Raw genomic sequence first — 21,813 nt, forward strand, 5'->3', positions numbered from 1 at the left:
AATTGGAATAACTGTTATGAAAATGAACTTTAAACCAATAACCATTACAATTTACACAGTATTAGTTGCTGTGATTTCTTCACTCATGACGGTTTTGTTCTACCATATTTTTATTTTTAATACATTTTCTAATAATAATTTAGATGACTCTTCTTTTGTTGAGTTTACTAACGCACAAGTTTTATCAAGCCCAATAAAGCAAGATAATAGCATCATAGAAATATTTTCTTATGGTTGCCATTATTGTGCACTAACCCATGAAAATATGATTAAGTTTGAAACAGCGCTCCCAGAAGGTATTACGTTTAAAGCCATTCATTTAGCAATGGATAATAACTTAGGGCTTGCGGCATACGCGCCTATTTTTGCGACTCTTGACGAAATGGGTGTAGAAGCTAAATTGCGCCAGGAACTGTATAACTCAGTCATTAATGAGAAATTGGACTTAACCAAGAAAGATATTTTAGATGCATGGTTAAAGCAGCACGATATTGACCCAGTTAAATACTTTGAAGTTAGCCAATCCAGCGCAGTTAAAGAACGTATTAAATATATGGCTGATATTACCCAGTATTACCAAATCACAGGTACCCCCGCATTTATTATTAATAAACGATATGTGGTTTACCAGGATCGTGATTTCCCTGAATTTTCAGCTTATATGTTGGAATTAATGGAAAAAAGCAATAAGGCGTCACAGTGATCCGGTTTTTAATTGTTTGGACGGTGTTCAGTGCTAAAAGCTGCTTAATACCGTTTACAAAAGGATATAAAAATCTCAGCCACCATGGGATCTCCTCTTTTCGCTTTCTTTTGCGTCGCGGTTATATTGCCCCTGTTTTGCTAATGGCTAAATTAGGTTGCCGAATCGGAGTATTCGGTCGCAAGTACCGTAATCAAAACAAGGTTGCAACGCAAAATTACCGCAGTTTAGTGGAGACGAATGGCAACGTCGATGCGAGATGGATAGCAGTACAGCGCTTTATTTTGGAAGAAGCCGCAACATGGGGGCAAAATCGCCAAATTATGGCGCAATTACAAGCTTGTATTCTTGCCCTTGATAGTGTTGTCGCACCTTTGCATCAGCAAAAAAAACCGATTGTTTTGGCGCCATTACATATGGTTTCTGATGTTCTGGCTACGGTAGTCGGCGCTGGGGTTACTCCAGGCAACGCTACGGTCGTAGTTTCATCCAGTGCGGAGCAACAAAAATACAATGCCTCTGCCCGTGAATTAGGCCAGGTGAATTTATCGTATTGCTCAATTCATCAAGACAATAAGTCATTAGCGACTCAATTAATGACTTTAATGGCAGAAACTGCGACGGGCCAGAAAAATATGATTGTATTTCCAGATATCACGCCAGATTACACCATTCAAACTGAAGAAGGGATGTCGAGTAAATTATCGTGCCAGTTATTTGGTCGTGCAGCGAAATTACATAATGGGGTTGTACGTTTATCTAATGCGATTTCAGCGCAGGTCGTTTTTTATCATCTGTATTATCAGAACGGCTTAAAAATCAAGGTACATCCACCTGTTGCTGCAAAAGATGTTGCAGCAAAAATGCCCGTTATTATCGAAAATTCAATTCGCGAATATCCTAATGACTGGCTTTTATGGCATAGCCATTCACTTTATTTTATTAGTCACTAATAATAATGAAAAATACTATTCCAAATTTTGTCGCTCAAGAAGAAACGAATGAATGCGGTTTGGCATGCATTGCGATGTTGGCTCAAACTCAAGGCCTTTCACTTTCTCTTAATGCATTGAGGGAAGTTCACCCTGCATCCGATCATGGAACTTCATTGATCGATCTTTCCTCAATTTTAGCAAACTATGGCATCTCAACTACACCTGTCTTATTTGAACATGATGAATTAAATAGTTTGCCGCTTCCTGCGATTTTACATTATGGCGCAAATCATTTTGTCGTACTTGCTTATCGTAAGGGAAACAATGTTTGTGTAATGAACCCTGCGATAGGGCAGCAGTGGTTGCCATTTTCTGCACTAAAAGCCGAAATTAGCGGTTATGCGCTGATTTTAGAGCCGGATACGGCATTGGAAAAAGTCGAATCACTTTCCTCCGGACACAGTACAAATAAGGCCTCCACACAGAAAGTACCTCATGCGATGAGCTTGAAAGAAACCGCTAAGGTGCGAGGCATTTATTGGTTAATGACCTTTGTTTTCCTCGTTTCGCTGACACTATTTTTAATGCCTGCGATGGTGAGTAATGCCATCAACCAAGCCTTTTCAGATGCTAAAAATGCCGTGTTTCCTTATGGTTGGTTTATTGTCGCGTTTGTTGTTGCCACGCTACTTGCGCTAGGTGTTCGCATGATAAGCGAGCGGTTTGTTAAACACTTTGTGTTAATTAACAGTGGTGTGGGTTTTTCGCGGTTAATGAGTAACCCTTTACGATTTTTTGAAAAACGCGCACCAGGGGATATTTTTAGTCGTTTTGTTGCTTGGCAGGGCGCGTTAACTGAGAAAATTGAGCTTGATAATGGGCTTCGAACCGATTGGATTATTTGTGCCATTGCATTGGGTGTGATGTTTTGGATAGCGCCTGTCCTTGCCGTTATTTCAGCGGCAGGGGTGACAGTGATGGGGCTCATTAGCGTGTGGGCAATAATCCGCGACCGTTGGTACACTCAGCAATTACAGCTTAAAGCCGCTGAGCTTAATGACTTTTTTATGGAAACCTTACAAGGCATTCTGACCATAAAAACAGCAGGAATAGAGAATCAACGTAAGGCGCAATTTGCGTGGCTAAGCCGTGAATTATTTACCTGTATGCAGCGTCGAAATGTGTACCAGCAAATTAAAGATGGTATTTACCAGCTAACAGGTAGCCTCGAAATGGTTATTTTTATGTTGGTTGTACTACCGATGGTTGCTAATGATCTGATTTCCTTAGGCGATTTTTTTGCTTATAGCTTTTTGCGTCAAATTTTCACTACCTATGTTACTCGAATTTTTTATGCGATTATCCACAAATCTCAGCTGCATATTATTGATACACGCGCTCACTCTTTATTTCCTCAAAAAAGCGAGGAAAGCACGGTCTCACCTCAAAAAATATCACCAGCAGGTAGAGCCCCGAACCTTAGATTCGAAAATATTCATTTTAGCTATGACCCATCGAAGCCAATATTAAATGATATCTCGCTAGATTTGCCGTCAGGTGCTCAAGTCGCCATTGTGGGTGAATCTGGGGCAGGTAAAAGTACCTTGTTAAGAATTATTGCAGGGCTATTTAGTGCTCAGCAAGGAAAATGTTTGTCAAATGAAGAGGTTGTAAGCGTACAGCAGCTTACGCAACTTGTTTGCTTACAAAGCCAAGAGGATATTTTATTCAATGCAACTGTGTTAGATAACATCACGTTGTTTGACCCTAACTTCCGCGAAAAAGATCGCAAAACAATCGAAAACTTACTCAATAAATTGGCGTTAGGCTCAGTGGTGAGTCAGTTGCCAGGTGGTTTAAATGCGTTGATTAGGGAAAGCCACTCCGCACTTTCTCTTGGTCAACGTCAACGTTTGTTGCTAGCTCGTTCACTTTACAGTTCTCGGCCAATTCTTTTACTGGATGAACCTACCGCAAACTTAGATGAAGAAACGGCAAAAATCGTTATAGAAACAATTCAGGAACATTGCCTAAAAACAGGGAAAACCCTGATTGTTGTGACGCACAGTGAGGAAATCACGACAAGATTTGATTCAACTTATCGCATTGCTGAGGGGGAATTACATAAAAAAGGACTAATCAGAAACGATGGTGGTAATCGTGATGATGCACCTCAGCCTACAACGTCTTTGCTTGCCAGTGCAGGAGAGTTTTGATTATGACTTCTCCTCGCGTGAAACCGACAGTTTTACATTTATTTTTGCGAACTCGTGTTTGGATTGGTCTTATCGCGTTGTTGCTTGTCATTGTGTTGACGAGTCTTGTGTGGCAAGCACCGACAGAAAGCGCACAAAATCGAGTTATTCTTTCGGTTGATCGGGGTGATATTGAAAAAGTGGTCATGGTGACTGGTACGTTAAAGCCGTCTGTTCAAGTGAATGTGGGTGCTCAGGTTAATGGACAAATTAGAGAATTATTTGTAAAGCAAGGCGATAGGGTCAGTAAAGGACAATTATTAGCTGAAATAGACCCGACAATTCAGCAGTCTGAGCTTAAAAATGCGACGGCACGCTTATTGAGTGCACAAGCACAAAAGCGTGCAGCAGAAGCAACACTCATTCAATACATTAAAGCCTATCAACGCCAGATAATCATGCAGCGCGACGGTTCGGGTATTCGCAGTGAATATGAGCAAGCACAAGCACAATATGAAGCGCAATTACAGCAAGTTAGCGTTAATGAAGCATTAATCACACAATCAGAAATGGATGTGCAAACGGCTCAAGCTAACTTGAACTTTACCCGCATTGTGGCCCCAATTAGTGGTGAAGTATTGGGCATTGTTGCAAATGAGGGGCAAACTATCGTTTCTTCACAAACGGCACCTACGATATTAGTGCTGGCTAATTTAGATAAGATGCAAGTGCAGACCCGCATTTCAGAGGCAGATATTCAAAAAATTCAACCTGATCAGCCACTAACATTCTATGTAATTGCAAATCCTGAAAAACAATACGAAAGCACCATGGGTTACGTGCAACCTATCCCGCCTGAAGCCCTTGATGAGCGTAATAATAATTCGGCTGGGCAGCAAAATAGCGCGATTTATTACAATGGAACATTTGAGGTTGATAACACCGATCGCGCATTAAAAACCTCGATGACGGCACAGGTTTTTATTCGAGTTGCTCAAGCTAAAAACGCGTTGCGTTTACCTGTCAGTGCGTTAGGCCGCTCTCTGGGCCTTAATCAATATGAAGTCATTGTTATCAAAAATGAAGTTACAGAAGCTCGAACCGTCAAGGTAGGCATTAATGATCGCCATTTTGTTGAGATTCTGGAGGGTATCGCTGAAGGTGAGCAGGTTGTTGTTCAGCAAGAGAAAATAGCGAGTTAATCATGACGATAATAACACCAACGTTATCTTCATCTCGCCCTCTTATTGAGCTTCACCATGTTTATCGTGAGTTTTCGGCTGGAACACAAATTATTCCTGTGCTGAATGATATATCACTATCGATAAATCAAGGAGAAATGGTTGCCATTATTGGCGCTTCCGGCTCTGGTAAATCAACGTTGATGAATATTATCGGCTGTTTAGATAAACCGTCTCGTGGCGAAGTTTTTATCAATGGTATCCCTGTTCATGAGGCGAGCAGTGAGCAGCTTGCTGAGTTGCGAAGCCAATACCTTGGGTTTATTTTCCAGCGCTATCATTTGATGCCCTATCTCAGCGCTGAAGAAAACATTGCCATTCCAGCGCTGTATACCGCCATGCCTGAAGATGAGCGAGCGCACAGAATTCAGCTTTTAGCGGATAAGCTCGGTTTACAAGCTCGTTTGAACCATAAGCCATATCAATTATCTGGTGGGCAACAACAGCGGGTCAGTGTGTGTCGTGCATTAATTAATGGCGCGCAAGTCATTTTAGCGGATGAACCAACGGGCGCTTTGGATAGTTCGAGTGGCCATGCGTTAATGAATATTTTGCATCAACTTCATCAAGACGGCCATACCGTGGTGATTGTGACCCACGATAGAAATATTGCTGAGCAAACTCAACGTATTATCGAAATCAGCGATGGGCAAATTATCGCGGATAATCAAAACCTCTCACAAGCGCAAGCACGTGCTCAGCATAATCTTCCTTCTGTTAAAGATAATGGTCGGGCATCACTTTGGCGCGGTATTTATGAGTCTATTCGTATGGCTTGGCGTGCATTATTAGGGCACCGGATGCGCGCTTTTTTATCTATGTTGGGCATTATTATTGGCATTTCTTCTGTAGTGTCATCAATGGCGGTGGGGGAAGGCGCGAGACGTGCCATTATGGATGAAATTGGTAAGTTAGGCAGCACAACGCTTGAAATCCGTCCAGGCACAGGATGGGGGGCAAAGCGGCCAGATATGGAACGGGCATTATCATTAAATGATATTAAAAGCCTAAAACAGCTCCCATGGATTGAGTCTATTTCGCCTGTTGTCAGCAGCATGACAGTCGCTGTCAATAAAGGGCTCGATTACTCCATCATGTTAAATGGTGTTTCTGATGAATACTTTGCTGCTCAAGGTATTCAGATGTTGTCTGGAAATCAATTCAGTGTGTTAGATGTGAATGACAGTGAGCCTGTTATTGTGCTGGATGATGCCAGTCGGGATATTTTATTTGCACCCGATGAAGAGCCTTTAGGCCAAATTGTTCAAATTGGCAGTTCACCTTGGCGGATCATTGGGATTGCGCGCAAACCAGGCCCGAAAATGTCCAGCGGATATGTTATGGGGTGGGCACCTTACTCGGCTCTTCAGCAGCGAATTCTCGGTGATAAGCCCATTGAATATATCACATTACGTTTTCCTGAAACGTTAGCCACTAAACAAGTCGAAATACAGGTCGAAAAGCATTTACTGCGTGAACATGGAAAAAAAGACTTTTTTATTCAGTCTGATGACCAACTTGCTAGTGCGTTACAAAAAACCTCTGATTCTATGTCATTACTGATCACGTCGATTGCAGCCATCTCCTTATTAGTCGGGGGGGTGGGTGTTATGAATATTATGTTAGTTTCAGTCACGGAGCGAACCCATGAAATAGGCATCCGCCTTTCAGTGGGAGCGAGGCCTGCGGATATCATGAACCAATTTCTAATTGAAGCTGTCATGATCTGTTCGTTAGGGGGGCTCATTGGGATTATAGGCTCGTGGTTAGCAGGCGGCATTTTTGCGTATATCACGACTGAATTTACCATGGTATTCACACTGTTACCTGTGTTATTGGCTTGCGGCTTCTCTGCGTTAATTGGCTTAGTTTTTGGTTATTTCCCCGCTCGAAGGGCAGCCAAGCTTAACCCAACGGAGGCATTAGCACGGGAATGAAAATACAATCGCCTTATTTTGGCTCAGTGGTGCTTTTTATCTGTTTACTCAGTGGATGTGGGAGCTTTACCCGCACCGAGTACCAACGTCCTGAACTTATTTTACCTCATCAATGGGATGATAAAATTCAACACTCATCGAGTGCGAATGATGTTATGTCATCTGATAAGCAAAAAAATACCGCAGGACGTTGGTGGGAAAACTTTAATGATCCCAAGTTATCCCAACTGATTAATCAGGTTTTAGAAAATAATAATGACTTAGCATTAGCTGCAATTAAATTAAAGCAGGCTCGCAATACGGCAGGTTTAGCAAATACCAATATAACACCTGATTTTTCATTAGGGGGATCTGCGAGCAACACAAAATCAATTCGCCATGGCACCTCGCCACAAGAAAGTTATAGCGCAGACTTAACATTAAGTTATGAAATTGATTTATGGGGAAAGCTGGCTCGTATTCGTGAAAAAAATGCGTGGGAGGCTGTCGCCACCGAGCAAGATTACCATGCAACGACACTTGTGATAATCAACACAACGGCACAGCTATATTGGAATATTGCGCTATTAAATCAACAAATCAAGAACCTAACGGCAAGTCAGGAAATTGCCCAGAAAAGTCAGCAACTCATTCAGTCTTGGTACTTAGCCGGAAAAGTAAGCCAATTAGATTTATTGCAATCAGAGCAAACGATAATTAGCCGTAAGAATGAATTGCGTCGGCTTACCAAGGAACGTGAGAATTCACGTAATGCCTTAGCACTATTGTTAAATCGCCCAGCAGAGCAGCATGTGAGTGAATTATCTTCGCTTAATAGTGACCTGCGAGTTGAAATTCAGGGAATGACGCCTTTAGCGGTATTAGCTCAACGGCCAGATATTCAAGCCGCAGAGTCACGTTTGCGTTCTACACTGGCTAATTCAGATGCTGAGAAGCTGAGTTTCTATCCTACGCTGTCCCTTCAAGGTGCGCTTAATGCAGGAAGCCAGCTATTTTCTCAATGGTTTAGTGATCCTACTCGTGTTATTGGCAGCAGCCTCTCACTCCCCTTTATTCAATGGAATACCGTAAAACTGACTATTGAACAGTCAGATTTGCAGGTACAACATGCGGCAGTGTCATTTCGAAACACAGCTTATAGCGCACTCGCTGAAATCGATAATGCCATGGAGGCGCGTTTTACTGCGGATGAAATACGGACTCAGTTACAGCAGTCATTATCCCTTAGCCAGCAAAGATTAAAACTCACGGGAAACCGTTATCGCGCTGGCGCTGTTGACTATCAAACACTACTTAATGCGCAGGATGATTTGTTATCCATCGAAAACTCATTAGCGCAGAACCAATACGATTATCTTTATGCAACGTTGCAACTTTGGCTAGCACAAGGTGGTGGTAGCGTTCATCACGAGGACAACCAATCATGAACCAAAAGACCCAATTAAAACGCGTTGTTGTGACAGGATATGGTGCTGTCACTCCCCTTGGCGGAACTGCGCAGGCATGTTGGCAAGCAATCATGGATAAACAATTAGGGTACCGTTACGTTGATAAAACGGATAAAAATATCCACAGCCATTTTTTGGGGTTAATTGATGATGAACCCAATTTAAAAGGTGTACCTGCCGCTATTCGCCGTCGGTTACCAAGGCATACTCGCCTAACGTTAGGGGCAGCTCGAGAAGCTATGGAAATGGCGTTTTCTGGGCGCTCGCCATCTGAGTTTTATGACCCTCTTATGTGCGGCGCAATTATGGGGACAGGATGGGCAGGTTTAGACGAAAGCTATATGTCGGTAAGTGAGTTTGATGCAACAGGCATGACATCCCCATTCAACTGTTTTTATGCAATGCCAAATGTCACAACGGCAGCATGTAGCCAATTTTGGAATTTACGAGGATATCAAAATACGACAATAGCGGCTTGTGCTACAGGGACTATCGCAATTGGGGATGCGTTTGAAGTGATCCGTAATGGCAGGGCTTCTATGATGTTAGCGGGGGCGGGCGAATCATTACGTACAGATTGCGCTGTGTGGAATATTGACGTATTAGGTGCTTTAACACGAGAAAAAACAGACCCTACGCGTGCTAGTTGCCCATTTAGTGCGGATCGCAGTGGGTTTGTATTATCTGAAGGTGCAGCGGTCGTATGCTTAGAAGAGCGTGACAGTGCAATTGCCCGAGGGGCGGTGATATTGGGTGAAATTACTGGGTATGCAAATTATTCAGATGCATTTGATTTTACTTCACCCGCCGAAGACTGTGTAGCCCGTATTAAAACGATAGAAATGGCGTTACAGCAAGCGGGGCTAGCACCGGCTTCGTTAGATTATATCAACGCCCATGGTACTTCGACGGCGTTAAATGATTTGAATGAAACAAAATCGCTTAAAAAAGCCTTAGGGGCAGCCGCTTACGGTATTCCAATCTCCAGCACGAAATCATATAGCGGGCATTTAATTGCGGCAGCGGGGAGCTTTGAAACCATTATTTGCTTACAAGCGATGGAACATGGCGTGATGCCAGCAACCGCAAATCTTCATAACTCTGATCCACAATGTGACCTTGATTATATTCCGAATGACCACCGTTTCAAAAAAGTAGAAAGAGCGTTGAATCTCAGCTTTGGTTTCGGCGGTGCAAATGCGGCGCTGATATTGGAGAGCGCGAAATGAGAGCGCTGTATTACACATTAGCTGATGCAGCAGGGTGGGCTAAATTTTCTGGAGACTATAACCCGATTCACTTTGATCTTAAGTGGGTGCAAGCAGCAGGTGGAGAGCAACTAAGTGTCCATGGAATGCGGGCATTGCTTGATGCGAAACAATTTGCGAGTGAGCGGTTTCTTCACGACTCACAAGACGCTCAACAAAGAACAAAATCAGCGTTTATTAAATGTGCCGTACGGCTACGAAGCCCATTATGGAATGATAAATCCTATGATTTAGTTGCGCGTAATAAACTGGGTTCTGTCGCCGTTTTATCCACCGAAGAACAGCAAAATTGCCTAACTTGTCAATTATCTCCAGTTGATGGCTTAAATATGGATGTAGCGGACTGGGGGGGACATATTTCATCGGAGGATATGGCCAAATTACAGTTATCTTTTCCACTTTATCCAATGGAGATATATGAATGGCAATTTATGGATGCAATTTTATTTCAATATTTGATTGGTGATAATTCATTGTTAAAACAAAAAAGTATCTCAAAATGGCTGCCAGAAGGCGCAACCCTAAAAGATATTTTTTCCCGCTACCCCATCGTACAAACACATCAGGAAGTGATTTTTGATAGCGATCTTCTGAAAAAATGGTCCCCGATGAGTAAACCTAAACCGATGAAAATTCAAATTTTACCAGCACTAGTGATGGGGGATTTAGATAGCGGACTATTAATGAGCATCAATATTGTTGGTAGTTATGAAAATAAATTAATCAGTAATTCAATCACTTTAAAAGTGAATGCGTAAAATCGATAACAGTGAAAGGATAAAAAAATGAGCCAATATCAAACAATTTATAACAAAATTAGCGAAATGATTTGTGATGCAAAAGATTTAGAAAGTGAAGAGGTCAATGAGGATCTGACATTAGTCCAGTTAGAGTTTGATAGCTTAGATTATGTTGAATTAATGGTGCTAGTGAAACGTGATTTTAATGTTACGTTAGACGCCGATTTTTTCATTCAACACCCAAATCTTTCAATTAAAGAACTCTGTGAACATGTAGATAAGGAGTCTGAATCCTAAATGGAAAACCATAAGTGGGTGTTAGTCACTGGTGGAAGCCGGGGAATTGGTCAGGCATTAGTCGCTGAGTTATCACATAACTGGAATGTTATTTTCACTGGGCGTAGTACCGAAAGCATAGCGAGTACACTTTCTTCACTCGAAAATGGACGTCCAAATAGATGGATAAAAGGGTTTCAATGTGATGGTAAAGATGAAGAACAAGTCGAGGTGTTATCCCAATCTTTATTAGATAAGTTTGGCGCCCCTGCAGCCATTATACATAACGCGGGTATTGCTAGGGATGCATTACATATTCACCAGAATGCGGATATTTGGCGAGATGTTCTAGACAATAATTTGATTTCCATTGTGAATTGGAATCGAAAATTGGTACCTGCGATGTTAATGACAAATTCGGGTTCTATTGTATTAATGTCATCGGTTACTGGCTTAAAAGGGAATGTTGGACAAACGGCTTATGCGGCAAGTAAGGCGGCGATGATGGGAATGGCTCGCTCTTTAGCGCATGAGGTTGGGCGATTTGGTTTACGGGTAAATTGCCTTGCGCCTGGCTTGATTGAGAGTGATATGACGCGGGCGATGCCTGAAGCGAAATTAAAGTCGATGTGCAAAAATATTCCGTTACGTCGCTTAGGTCAGCCACAAGAAGTTGCCAAAATGGTAGAGTTTCTAATTGGTGATGGCAGCCAATATTTGACAGGGCAAACCTTGGTGCTTGATGGCGGCCTAACGGCATAATCAACAGAGAGTTAATGGGTCATAATATAAAATTAACTCTCTGTATTAATTCGGCCATAAATGGTGAATGTGTGTTGATGTTATTTTTAGTTTTATTAATGTTCACCTTTTTGATTTTTCAAATAAATCCACCAGTAGGTTATACCGACCAATACACCACCACCAATAATATTGCCAATGGTCACGGGGATCAGATTGTCAGTAATAAAATTACTGACAGTGAGGGCAGGGAAACTATCAGCGGAACTGTGGATTGCATCCCAAAATGTATCAGGGGCAAAGTTGCGTATGACAATGGCTAAGGGAATAAGAAACATATTGGCGATGCTATGCTCAAAGCCACTGGCGACAAACATGCCGATCGGCAGCGTCAAAGCGACAATTTTGTCGGTCAAAGAGTGACCAGAGTAACTTAACCAAACCGCAAGGCAGACCATCAAGTTACACAGTGTGCCAAGGCAAACTGCCTCAATAAACGTATGGTGCATTTTATGGTCGGCTGTTTGTAAAACATTTAGCCCCCACAGCCCATTGCTGTTCATCAACTGCCCTGAAAACCAGATAAGCGCAACAAAGAAAATTGCTCCAACAAAATTGCCAAGATAAACTAATATCCAATTACCAATCAATTGCTTATACGTAATTAAATTGCTGGCTTTTGCCATGACGGTCAGGACTGTTGAGGTAAAAAGGTCGGCACCACATACCACGACTAAAATCAGCCCTAATGAGAAGCAAAGCCCCCCAGCTAATTTAGTGAGGGAATTCGCGGGAACCGCGCCTGTTGTAACCGTGATATAGAACGTAAATGCGATAGAAATAAAGATACCGGCCATAATCGCCAAAAAAAAGCTAATATCCTTTTTTTTGCTGACTTTATAAAGGCCTGCTTGCTCTGCGACTTTAGCCATTTCCGCCGGGAGACGTAAGTCAAAGATATTATTGTCTTTCATGAGATGCTCCTTGGATAGTGCTATGGATAGAGGTAATTGCAAAATAAATGCATAACCTATGCCAAGGTTGAGCGAGTTTTATCATTAGAAAGGGCTAATGAATAGCCATTAATTTAGTGGGCTTATTTTTTTTGTGATACAATTATTGCGCGCAACAGGGTGCATGTTGTATAAAAATTATCTCTTTTTAATTCTTATTTTGATCCATTTAAACTGGATAAATCAGCAATGAACATTAGTCAGCTAAAAAGTTTTGTTGAGGTGGTAAGGAGTGATTTTAATATCACCAATGCCGCTGAAAAAATGTATACCTCGCAACCTACAGTGAGTAAGCAGCTTAAACTACTGGAAGATGAGCTGAATGTTTCTTTATTTAATCGGAAAAATAATAACTTACTTTCATTAAGCCCGATTGGAGAACAAGTTCATCAAGTGGCGTGCGATATTTTGGCGCAGTTTGATAAAATCAAAAATATCGTGTCCCACGAAGATACGACGATTAAACAAAACCTGCATATTGCGACAACACATACACAAATTCGTTATAAATTACCCAAAGTGATTGAGCGTTTTAATGCACGTTACCCCAATATTTCCCTGCATTTTCATCAAGGTGCGCCAGCGCAGTTAGCGGAAATGGTGAACAATGGCGATGTGGATTTTGCTATCGCGACGGAATCAATGCACCTTTATGATGACCTACTTGCATTGCCTTGCTATCAATGGTCGCGCAGCGTTATCGTTCCGCATGACCACCCACTTGCCCAGTGTGAAAAATTAACCATTGAGGAACTGGCTCAGTACCCGCTCATTACTTATGTATTTGGGTTTACGGGGCAATCAAAGCTGGACCAAGTTTTCTATCAAAATAAATTAACGCCAAATGTCGTATTAACGGCAGTTGATACAGAAATTATTAAATACTATGTGAAGCGCGGGGCAGGGGTAGGTATTATTTCGACAGTCGCCTTTGACCCTGAAGAAGACAGCGAGACATTACGCTGCATTGATATCAGTAATTTAGTGAAGCCGAGCTACACCCATGTGTGTATCAGTCGACATATGCACCTGAAAGACTATATGTATGACTTTATTTCCAGTTATGCTCCCCACCTTGATTTAAATTATATTCACCAATCCGCACAGTGGGTTCCAACAGATAAAAACGAGCGAGACGAGCTCTATCGTTCACTACCTGAACTCTAAGAAAAAAGCCGAATAATTTAGGTTATTCGGCTTTAGATTGCTGTGTGTATTATTTTCGTTTTAACGTGTCGCGATATTAATAAAAATCTGAGCGCCAATTAATAGGCAGTCATCGTCGACAAAATAAGGGTTTGCATGCAAGTAGTTATTAATCCCTTTCGCTTGGCTACCGCTGCCTAAAAAGTACATCGCGCCAAGCTTATCTTTTGTGGCATTGACCATAAAACTGAAGTCTTCACTTCCTGTCATTGGCTTACCATTTGGCTCAATGTTTTCAACGGGTAAGAATGCTGCTGCCGCATCATAAATAACTTTAGCCGCTTGAGGGTGGTTAACAACCGCAGGGTAGCCACTGCATTCAAGTGTCGTTTTAAAACCGCCCGCTTCACTGCGCTCAACAATCTCTTTAAAGCTCGCTTTTAAGATTTTGTCGGTTTCTTCATCCATTGAGCGAATGGTTCCACGCGCTTGGACGTGATCAGCTAATGCGTTTGGAATGGTTCCACCGTTAATCATGCCGCAGCCAAAGACCGCAGGGCTGAAAGGATCGGTTTTTTTCGCAACGATGTAATCCATATAATCGATAATACGCGTGGCTTCGCGAATGGCATCCAACCCTTTATGCGGTGTTGAACCGTGCGCAGAAACACCGTGCACATCCAGTGTCCAAGCGGAGCCATAAGAGGACATGACACCCGCGTTAAACTTGATATTGCCCGTTTCAAATGCCGCATCATTGTGTAAGCCATAAACCTCATCAACGCCGTCCATGCAGCCCATTTCAACCATTTTATTGGCACCGGGTACACGCATGTCTTCTTCCGCCATTTGGAAGATAAAACGCACGTTATGGGTTAGTTCATCACGGTTTTCACTGAGATATTTTGCCGCGGTCAGCGCGATTGTCATGTGGGTATCGTGACCACAGTTATGGGCACAACCTTCATGAACAGAGCTGTGTTCATTGCAGGTTAAATCAGGCATTTCAAGGCCATCGATATCAGTACGATAGGCAATTAAACGCTTCGAAGGGTCAATAATGAGATCTGCGGTAAAACCGGTATAACCTTCAAATAGGCGAATGTTGTAGCCAAAACTTTGCATCAGCTCGCGGCAGTATTGCGATGTTTTGAATTCTTGGCCTGATAACTCAGGAATTTTATGTAAGTCTTGGCGCGTTTTTTTGCTGAATGTCTCAAGCGCAAAGAGCTTTTCGCTAATATTGTACTTATTGGTCATTACATTATTTCCCGTATACAGAAAGCAATTTTCATGCTGTTAAAAGGGTCCCTGATGTAAGCGCGTTCGATTCGATATCGCACTGACGTAACATAACTGCATTTTATTTTCAAAATAAGCCGACTATCAGAAAAATATCTGTGGTGGTTATTGTTGATTATTATTGGTTGGATAGATTTTAACGTTAATATTCGCAAAGTATGCGTGACGGGGATCGTATTTATATCATATCAGTATTTCATGGCTCATGAAGAATAGGGATGGTGAGGGGGTGAAATAAAAATAGTAAATTTTAATTTTCATAAAATCATTAAAAATCAGTGCGTTAATTTTTTAAACTAAAAGGTGAATATTAACTTTTTTATATTCATTAAAGTTATTTGTGTTAAGGGTTTATGATTTTAATGCGTTATTTGAAATAAATTAATTGGTTTGGTAAATATAAAATTTTCAATAAGATTAAATATATTTAAAAATAAGCAGTGATAAATATAAATAAAAAGGGAGGCTAGTGGATATGTATAAGAAACACCCCTAAATACGATGCTAAAAACAGCATATTTAGGGGAGGGAATTAATTTTTAAAGGAGCTAATAAATGCGAGGTATTCCTCTTTGCTCATGAGTGGTTTGTAATTATCCATAAGGGCATCAGCGCCCGCCGCATCATCAAACAATAGGTCAATAATGGTCATCGCCATCATTTGAGCTGGGCGGATATACGCCATATCATCATCAAATACCACGTAATCTTTACCATGTAACCCACCACGTATTGCACCAATCCACGGGTGGCTCACCGGCATGATATGAGAAAGATCGCCAGTATCTGTGCTGCCTGTCATATGTTCAGCAACCCAAACATTGTCTTCACCAATTAAGTCATGCGCATTGTGTTGCAGTAAGTCATTGAGTGTGTCGTTGTTATAAAGTGGCAAGTAACCCGGTAAATCTTTTACTTCCACTTCTGCACCAACAGACATTGCCCCTGCAACCAGCGCACGAGTAATTCTTTCATTAGCATCAATCATCGCTGGGACATTTGAGGCTCTGACATAACTTTCCATACGCACATCACTTGGGGTGACATTCACCAAATCACCACCTTGGGTAATGATTGGGTGGAAACGGATATAATCTTTTTCTTGGAAGGTTTCGCGAATTGCATTTACCCCCATAATCCCCATCATGGCAGCATTGAGTGCGTTCACACCTAAATGTGGCGCAGCTGCGGCATGGGAAGATTTACCCTTGTAGTTAATCAGTTTGCCAATAAACCCGTTGGTGGTTGTCGACATCTCGATAAAACCGATATCGCGCTCAGGCTTAACACTGGTTAAGTGGATTTGCATTGCCATATCCACATCATCAAACTCACCGAGGGAAATGAGCTCGGGCTTGCCACCGATATAATTGATTTTTCCTTGCTCAATCAATTTATTACGGTAAGCAAGCTCGACATACTCCTCTGCGGGAACCGCGAAGGGAACCACGTCCCCCGCGAGGTATTCCATCGCACCTGACTTAACCAGACCAATTGTCACTGCCATCATATTGGCAATTTGCGCATTGTGACCGCAGCAGTGAGCCGCACCTGTCAGGTCATCGGCGTCTGGGTGTTCTGCACAAATGATGGCATCGAGTTCACCAATCACAGCAATACTGTGCTTGCTCCCTTTACCACCTTTCAATCGTGCTTTGACACCAGTCAAGGCCAGTTGATTACGGTAGTTGACACCTAACGCTGAAAACGCAGCTTCAACTTTTTTTGCCGTTTTGGTTTCTTTGTAACCCAGTTCAGGCTCTGCCCAAATATCATCTGCCAGCTTTTTGATAACGTCTTTGTTTGACGCGATAGCTTCGCAAACTTTGGCTTTCAATTGGTCTTTGGTCATTGTCATGGTTAATATTTCCTCTATTTAGATAACGCCACTCCATGAAAGAGTCACTTGACCAATAAGTGCAGCGAATAAGAACGTTCCCGTGAATACCGCCAGTGAGACTGGAATGATCCGCCAAGAGATGGCTTTAAATTTTTCGATATCTTTACCGAGTGAAAGACCTGCGAATGCCAGCACTGTGGTACTGATGACGGCAAGTGAAATTTTGCCTGTCATTGCGATCATTTCTTTATCGTAAGGGAATAGCGGTGAACACAGACCCGCAGCAATTAGGGATACCCAGAAAATAACGGGTAATTTACCTAATGGTGGAATTTGTGCGATTAAGTACGCCACAAATGACATACCGCCTAACAGTGCCATCGCAATCAGCGAGTCACTAAAGACTGCGCCAAAACTACCACGGCCATAGATTGAACCGCCTAGTGCATCACCCAGTGAAGTGAAGATGATAACTAATACGATGATTATTGCAATTTCTGCCATCTTTTTCATGATTTCGTATCCTTATTCTGTATCCGCTGATGCCGTTGCACGTTTTCTTTTCAGTTTGTTGTACAAGAAAGAGGCAAAAGGTAAGGAGAAGAAAATGTAGATGTACAGACCTAAAACGGAAGACATCAAGTTTGCGGATGATGAGAACGCTTGGATATCCGCAGCATGTTGTGGGTACAGTTCCAGTAATGGTGCAACAGACGCGGCTAACATCGAACCACTACCGACACCTGCACCCATGGCTAACGCGAGCGGGCTCATAATATCGAGTCCTGCAATAACGCTGGCAATAATCCCCATCCAAACAGCACCATATAACGTACCACAGATGTACATTGCCATGACGCCGCGGCCTTCTGGTGAGCTTAAACCGTATTTCGCTTCGATGATGGCGATGTTTGGTTCACGACCAATAGAGTAAGTTGCCCCGACGGCTTCACGTCCCATGCCTAACATGATGGCGAGTGGTAAACCGAGCAAAATAGTTCCGATAAAGTGGCCAACTTCCTGAAGGATCAGCGCGCCACCTGCTTGAATAATTTTTTCCCAAGATGCACCAACAGAGGTGCTTAATTTTGCAATTAAGATAACTAACGCGACACTCATAATTGAGCTAGCACGCGCCATGTTTTGTTCATTAAGAATTTTGAATTTTGGAAAACTGACAATACCACCCATCAACATGGAATAAAGCATTGGAAAAACCATCACAAGACTGATTTTAATTTGCCCTATTGCTTCCGAAAGAAGAATGATCAGTAAGCTAACCAAAAGCAACTTACTATCTTTTAATATACCCATAGTGTTACCTTTCATTGGAAATGTTTTTAAGAGTAATTCGTATATATTTATAATTAAAAAGCATTATTTGCGTATTCATACTATCCATGAAACTATTTTCCTGACAATATTCCGAAAAAGTCTCAGCCATGCCTAAAAGGCATGGTTAAAAGTCATAAATTAATATTCATTAATGAATTGAAATAAAGAGAATCATTCTCAATTTATTTTTTTATGAAATCTTCTTGTTTTTCATTAATATACAAAATTATTTTAATTTTTTAACATGTTGTTTCATAAGTGTTTTTGAATACTCACTGAATTTTAGTAAAAAACCGTTAATTCACGGAATAATGTGATTTTGTTCTTATTTTTCTATTTATTTTGAAAAAACAACCATCGATAAATTATTTATATAATGGCGGGAATTGAATTTTAAATAGTGCCAATTATAAACCTTTGGCATTTTAATTTTTATTTAAATCTGAAATGAATGTTATTTTTGGGATAATTAACTGGTGGTGATTTCGCTTATTTTTCTCAAATAAATTTGATAATTTAAAATATACCTACATTGATAGGGGTTTTTGATCAAGATCTCAAAATTGAACATTTGTTAATTGGAAAGCAAGAATAGGGTAGCACTTTAATAAATTTTCGATGAGAGGTGCTAGGTTTAGCCGTAAGAGAAAAAATATTATTAAAAGCGACTAGCCCTGCGGTTATGTAGGGCTAGTTGCGGTTAAGAGCTAAAATTGTGCATTAAGTCCTAGGCGGAAAGTTCTTCCTGGGGCTGGCATCATGCTGCGAGTTAATGGGTCAATATAGTAGCGGTCGGTGAGGTTGGTCACTAAAAATTCAACATTGACGTGTTTATCAATCTGATAGCTTGCATAGGCATCCGCGGTGAAATTAGGTGCCCAATGCATGGGGCTGTTATTCGCCATCGAATACTTGCCCGGATAACGCTGGATTAATTTCTTTTCGTCCTTGTTTTGTACACTGCTGGTGTAACGTAAGCGAGTGCCGACTTCGAGTGTTTCATCCATAAAACGCATGCCAAGGTTTGAGTTAATGGCATACTTTGGTTGAAGTTGCGTGCGCAAGAATCCTCCCGGGAAACCCGCAGTGGTACAGTGGGAGACGTTGTACTGGTTACCGATATCCAATTTGGCGGGTTCGGCATCATCACAAACTTCATTTTTTAAGCGATAATCCACGCCAACATCCATAAAGGCATTACCATTATCGTAACGAGCTTGAAGTTCAATCCCCGCCGTTTTATGTTCTTTTACTTGAATGAAATTTAGCCGTCCATCACGGTCAAAGGCATTCTCAATGACCGTATGGTAATAGCCAATTTTGACATCCGCAAAACGCTCAGCGCCGAGTAAATCTTGCAGATTACGAGAGTAACCAAATTCCATAGTTTTGCCGCGCTCAGGCTTAAAGGTCATTTTTTCTTTTCTAGCTTCACTTTCCCCTGCAAAACCAATGCTATTTTCGAAGATGCTAGGTAAGCGGATAGTCTCGATATAACGTGCATAAATACGGTCGTTATCAGTGAGGTAGATATTGGCACCAAAAGCCGGCGCCCAGCCATGGCTTTTTTGTTTCCCTGTAAATTTCCATTTTTCTTCTTCTGTTAGTTCCCGTGTTATTTCATCAGCAGGGTGCTCATAGGCATCGTTATAGACAAACACTTCTTTGCCTGTTGCTGGGTCAATTGCCCTAGCTTGTGAGTCAAATGTGCCGTTGTGGAAAGGATTAGTTTTTGTGGTATAGCGGCCATCGCTATCCGATTTCCATTTTGTTTGGAAGTTAACGTCTAAAACGCCATTTTCATCAGGTGATGAGCCATTTTCTCTCTTGGTAATGTAAACGGTATAGTTAGCATCATCTAACCCAAGTACAGAGGTTAAAATTAGGTCGTTACGATAGCCTCCAGCAAAGGGTTTATAACCCTTTGCAATGGCTTGGTCATACTCACTTTGTGTTAATATCCGCTTATAGTTGATATTTCGGGCTAGGCGTTGATCGGGGTTTTGGAAGCCTTTAACACGCTTTCGCATTTGCTCTTTTAAGTAATCATCCTCAGTCCAACCATCAATGTATTTTGCACCGGCATCCAGTTCTAACCAACTCGTTGGGCGGTAGTTGAAGTTAAAAGCGACACTGGTTTCTTGGCGGTGCCCTTTGCGGGGAAGGGCAATAAATGGGCTGGCAGTTTGTGAGGGAACCACGTCATTAGAGTCTAATTTTTCCTTTAGCATCGATCCCCGTAGGGTTAAATCAAGGTTCGATGTTAATGACATCGTATTGCTTAAGTTAAAGCCAATACGGTCATTTTCCGAGTTCGTTGCGGCGGTATTGATCAAGGAACCATCAATTTTAGGGTCTTTTCCTGGCCCATAGCCACCTTCAAATCCCCAATCCCGTTCTTTCGGCTCTCTAGGGTAGCCACCTGATGTATTGGTATCGCCAACGGAGTGAGTCATCCAGAGGTTAGCATTGAAGTCAATCCAAGGGTTATCATCAGGTTGCCACGCATATTCTGCATTGTAGGCATTCACAGTAAAGTGCGCTAAAGGCCATTGAGGAACAAGGTGTTTGCCCTCAAGTTCTTGAAAACCAATACGCGACGGCATAATTTCACCGTAAGTACTTTCACTACGGCGAAAACCAACGTGCAATGTTTGGTTTTCAGTGAGGTACAAATTGGTTTTAATTAAGTACGATTCCAACTCATTTGAGGTATTGGTGACCTCTTTACCGGGACGATAGATATTTGCAGCAAAGGGCATGTAAGGGTCTGGCCCAAGTTGTTGTTGTAAGGCTTGTTGTTCATTTAGCTGGACGGACTCTTTGTAACGGTGTGCGCCATTTTTACCCGCAAAATAATTACCTTGGCGCCGATATGCATAAGCAGCCATGACATCAAATTTTTCTTGCCGTGTTCCAACGGCAATTCGTCCTCCGTTATCTTTAAAGTTAAAAAACTGCGCATTACCACGGGATTTAGGGATGATATTGACGGCAGGATCTGAGAAAACATAGTTATTTTTTTTATAAATTTCGGGATGATCGCGGTAATCTTCGCCATAAGCAAAGTGTGAGATACGTTCTCTCGTGGAATTGCTGCTGGTTTCTAATTTTAAACTCACACCAAATTTTTCATCGGGGGCGACGACATCATCAATACCTAGAGTACGGATAGCAATACCACCGCCGACAGAGGTTTTAATATCGCCCGTTAAAGAACCACTTTTCTCAATCTCAATGCTACTGATTAAATTGGGGTCAACATAGTTACGGTTATTCGCCCCACTATAACCTCGCCAGACAGTTAAAGATTGTTCGGTACCATCGACGGTGACGGGCACGCGCTCTTGCCCTTGAATTCCGCGAACATTAGGGTCTAACGCGCCACTATTACGGGCATCTCCGCTGTAGACACCAATGGCGCTATTTAAGACATCGGCGGTACTGGTGCCCTTATAGCGTTCGACAAGATCTTTGCCTAAATAAACTTTAGATCCTTTGGAATCATATTGGTCGTCGTAGCCTTGTCTATCTCGTTCTTTGATGGTTTTTGCTGCATCTTCGACGGTGATCGTACCAAGGTGTTCTTGCTTTTCTGCAAAGGTGGTTGCAGGGAAGGTAAGTGTAGCGATGATTGCTGCTGCCACTGGGTTTAATGGGAATTTATACATTTTAGTTTCTCTATGCCATAAC

General features: G+C 41.9%; 17 protein-coding genes. 11 read left to right on the plus strand and 6 right to left on the minus strand.

All coding sequences use genetic code 11. The features are described 5' to 3' along the window. Positions 1-16 precede the first annotated feature (16 nt). From AC4IFT_RS00935 to AC4IFT_RS00980, 10 genes are read left to right on the plus strand one after another with little or no spacing between them, the layout of a single operon-like run. The gene (locus AC4IFT_RS00935) at positions 17-703 is read left to right on the plus strand and encodes a DsbA family protein (RefSeq protein WP_490735148.1); all 687 of its coding nucleotides are present in this window, start codon (positions 17-19) and stop codon (positions 701-703) included. Next, positions 700-1,656 (plus strand): lysophospholipid acyltransferase family protein, encoded by a 957-nt coding sequence (locus AC4IFT_RS00940; protein WP_490735146.1) that lies wholly within the window; start codon positions 700-702, stop codon positions 1,654-1,656. Before AC4IFT_RS00935 ends, AC4IFT_RS00940 begins: the two co-directional genes overlap by 4 nt. A 5-nt stretch (positions 1,657-1,661) precedes the next feature. Next, positions 1,662-3,854, plus strand: a complete 2,193-nt coding sequence (locus tag AC4IFT_RS00945; protein ID WP_490750391.1) for a peptidase domain-containing ABC transporter — start codon at positions 1,662-1,664, stop codon at positions 3,852-3,854. 2 nt (positions 3,855-3,856) lie between these two features. Next, on the plus strand, positions 3,857-5,035 hold the full coding sequence (locus tag AC4IFT_RS00950) for an efflux RND transporter periplasmic adaptor subunit (RefSeq protein WP_490735142.1): 1,179 nt from the start codon (positions 3,857-3,859) through the stop codon (positions 5,033-5,035). Between the two features lie 2 nt (positions 5,036-5,037). Beyond that, complete coding sequence (locus tag AC4IFT_RS00955; RefSeq protein WP_490750392.1) at positions 5,038-7,011, plus strand: ABC transporter permease; 1,974 nt, start codon at positions 5,038-5,040, stop codon at positions 7,009-7,011. Continuing rightward, the gene (locus tag AC4IFT_RS00960; RefSeq protein WP_490750394.1) at positions 7,008-8,438 is read left to right on the plus strand and encodes an efflux transporter outer membrane subunit; all 1,431 of its coding nucleotides are present in this window, start codon (positions 7,008-7,010) and stop codon (positions 8,436-8,438) included. The genes AC4IFT_RS00955 and AC4IFT_RS00960 overlap by 4 nt, the downstream gene beginning before the upstream one ends. Next, positions 8,435-9,688, plus strand: coding sequence for a beta-ketoacyl-[acyl-carrier-protein] synthase family protein (locus tag AC4IFT_RS00965; RefSeq protein WP_490750395.1), 1,254 nt, complete (start codon positions 8,435-8,437; stop codon positions 9,686-9,688). Before AC4IFT_RS00960 ends, AC4IFT_RS00965 begins: the two co-directional genes overlap by 4 nt. After that, positions 9,685-10,485 (plus strand): MaoC family dehydratase, encoded by an 801-nt coding sequence (locus AC4IFT_RS00970; RefSeq protein ID WP_490735134.1) that lies wholly within the window; start codon positions 9,685-9,687, stop codon positions 10,483-10,485. The genes AC4IFT_RS00965 and AC4IFT_RS00970 overlap by 4 nt, the downstream gene beginning before the upstream one ends. A gap of 27 nt (positions 10,486-10,512) precedes the next feature. Then, the gene (locus tag AC4IFT_RS00975) at positions 10,513-10,764 is read left to right on the plus strand and encodes an acyl carrier protein (protein WP_353242109.1); all 252 of its coding nucleotides are present in this window, start codon (positions 10,513-10,515) and stop codon (positions 10,762-10,764) included. After that, on the plus strand, positions 10,765-11,505 hold the full coding sequence (locus AC4IFT_RS00980) for an SDR family oxidoreductase (RefSeq protein WP_490735131.1): 741 nt from the start codon (positions 10,765-10,767) through the stop codon (positions 11,503-11,505). 95 nt (positions 11,506-11,600) lie between these two features. On the opposite strand, the gene focA is transcribed toward AC4IFT_RS00980, so the two are convergent. Continuing rightward, positions 11,601-12,458, minus strand: coding sequence for a formate transporter FocA (focA, locus tag AC4IFT_RS00985; protein WP_490735129.1), 858 nt, complete (start codon positions 12,456-12,458; stop codon positions 11,601-11,603). Positions 12,459-12,686: 228 nt separating this feature from the next. On the opposite strand from focA, the gene AC4IFT_RS00990 reads away from it, so the two are divergent. Next, positions 12,687-13,664, plus strand: a complete 978-nt coding sequence (locus AC4IFT_RS00990; protein WP_490735127.1) for a LysR substrate-binding domain-containing protein — start codon at positions 12,687-12,689, stop codon at positions 13,662-13,664. Positions 13,665-13,724: 60 nt separating this feature from the next. Here AC4IFT_RS00990 and AC4IFT_RS00995 read toward each other — a convergent pair whose 3' ends face one another. The 5 genes from AC4IFT_RS00995 to AC4IFT_RS01015 all read right to left on the minus strand — a co-directional run bounded on the left by AC4IFT_RS00995 (position 13,725) and on the right by AC4IFT_RS01015 (position 21,791). After that, positions 13,725-14,903, minus strand: coding sequence for a M20 metallopeptidase family protein (locus AC4IFT_RS00995; protein ID WP_490735125.1), 1,179 nt, complete (start codon positions 14,901-14,903; stop codon positions 13,725-13,727). A gap of 574 nt (positions 14,904-15,477) precedes the next feature. Next, the gene (locus AC4IFT_RS01000; protein WP_273827005.1) at positions 15,478-16,803 is read right to left on the minus strand and encodes an amidohydrolase; all 1,326 of its coding nucleotides are present in this window, start codon (positions 16,801-16,803) and stop codon (positions 15,478-15,480) included. An 18-nt stretch (positions 16,804-16,821) separates the two neighbouring features. After that, complete coding sequence (locus AC4IFT_RS01005; RefSeq protein ID WP_219246199.1) at positions 16,822-17,298, minus strand: hypothetical protein; 477 nt, start codon at positions 17,296-17,298, stop codon at positions 16,822-16,824. Between the two features lie 12 nt (positions 17,299-17,310). Continuing rightward, the gene (locus tag AC4IFT_RS01010; protein ID WP_353242116.1) at positions 17,311-18,099 is read right to left on the minus strand and encodes a DUF3100 domain-containing protein; all 789 of its coding nucleotides are present in this window, start codon (positions 18,097-18,099) and stop codon (positions 17,311-17,313) included. Positions 18,100-18,827: 728 nt separating this feature from the next. Next, a complete protein-coding gene (locus AC4IFT_RS01015; protein ID WP_490750398.1) occupies positions 18,828-21,791 on the minus strand; it encodes a TonB-dependent receptor domain-containing protein in 2,964 nt (987 codons plus the stop codon). Positions 21,792-21,813: the final 22 nt, after the last annotated feature.

This window comes from Providencia sp. UF-183 (assembly GCF_058246155.1).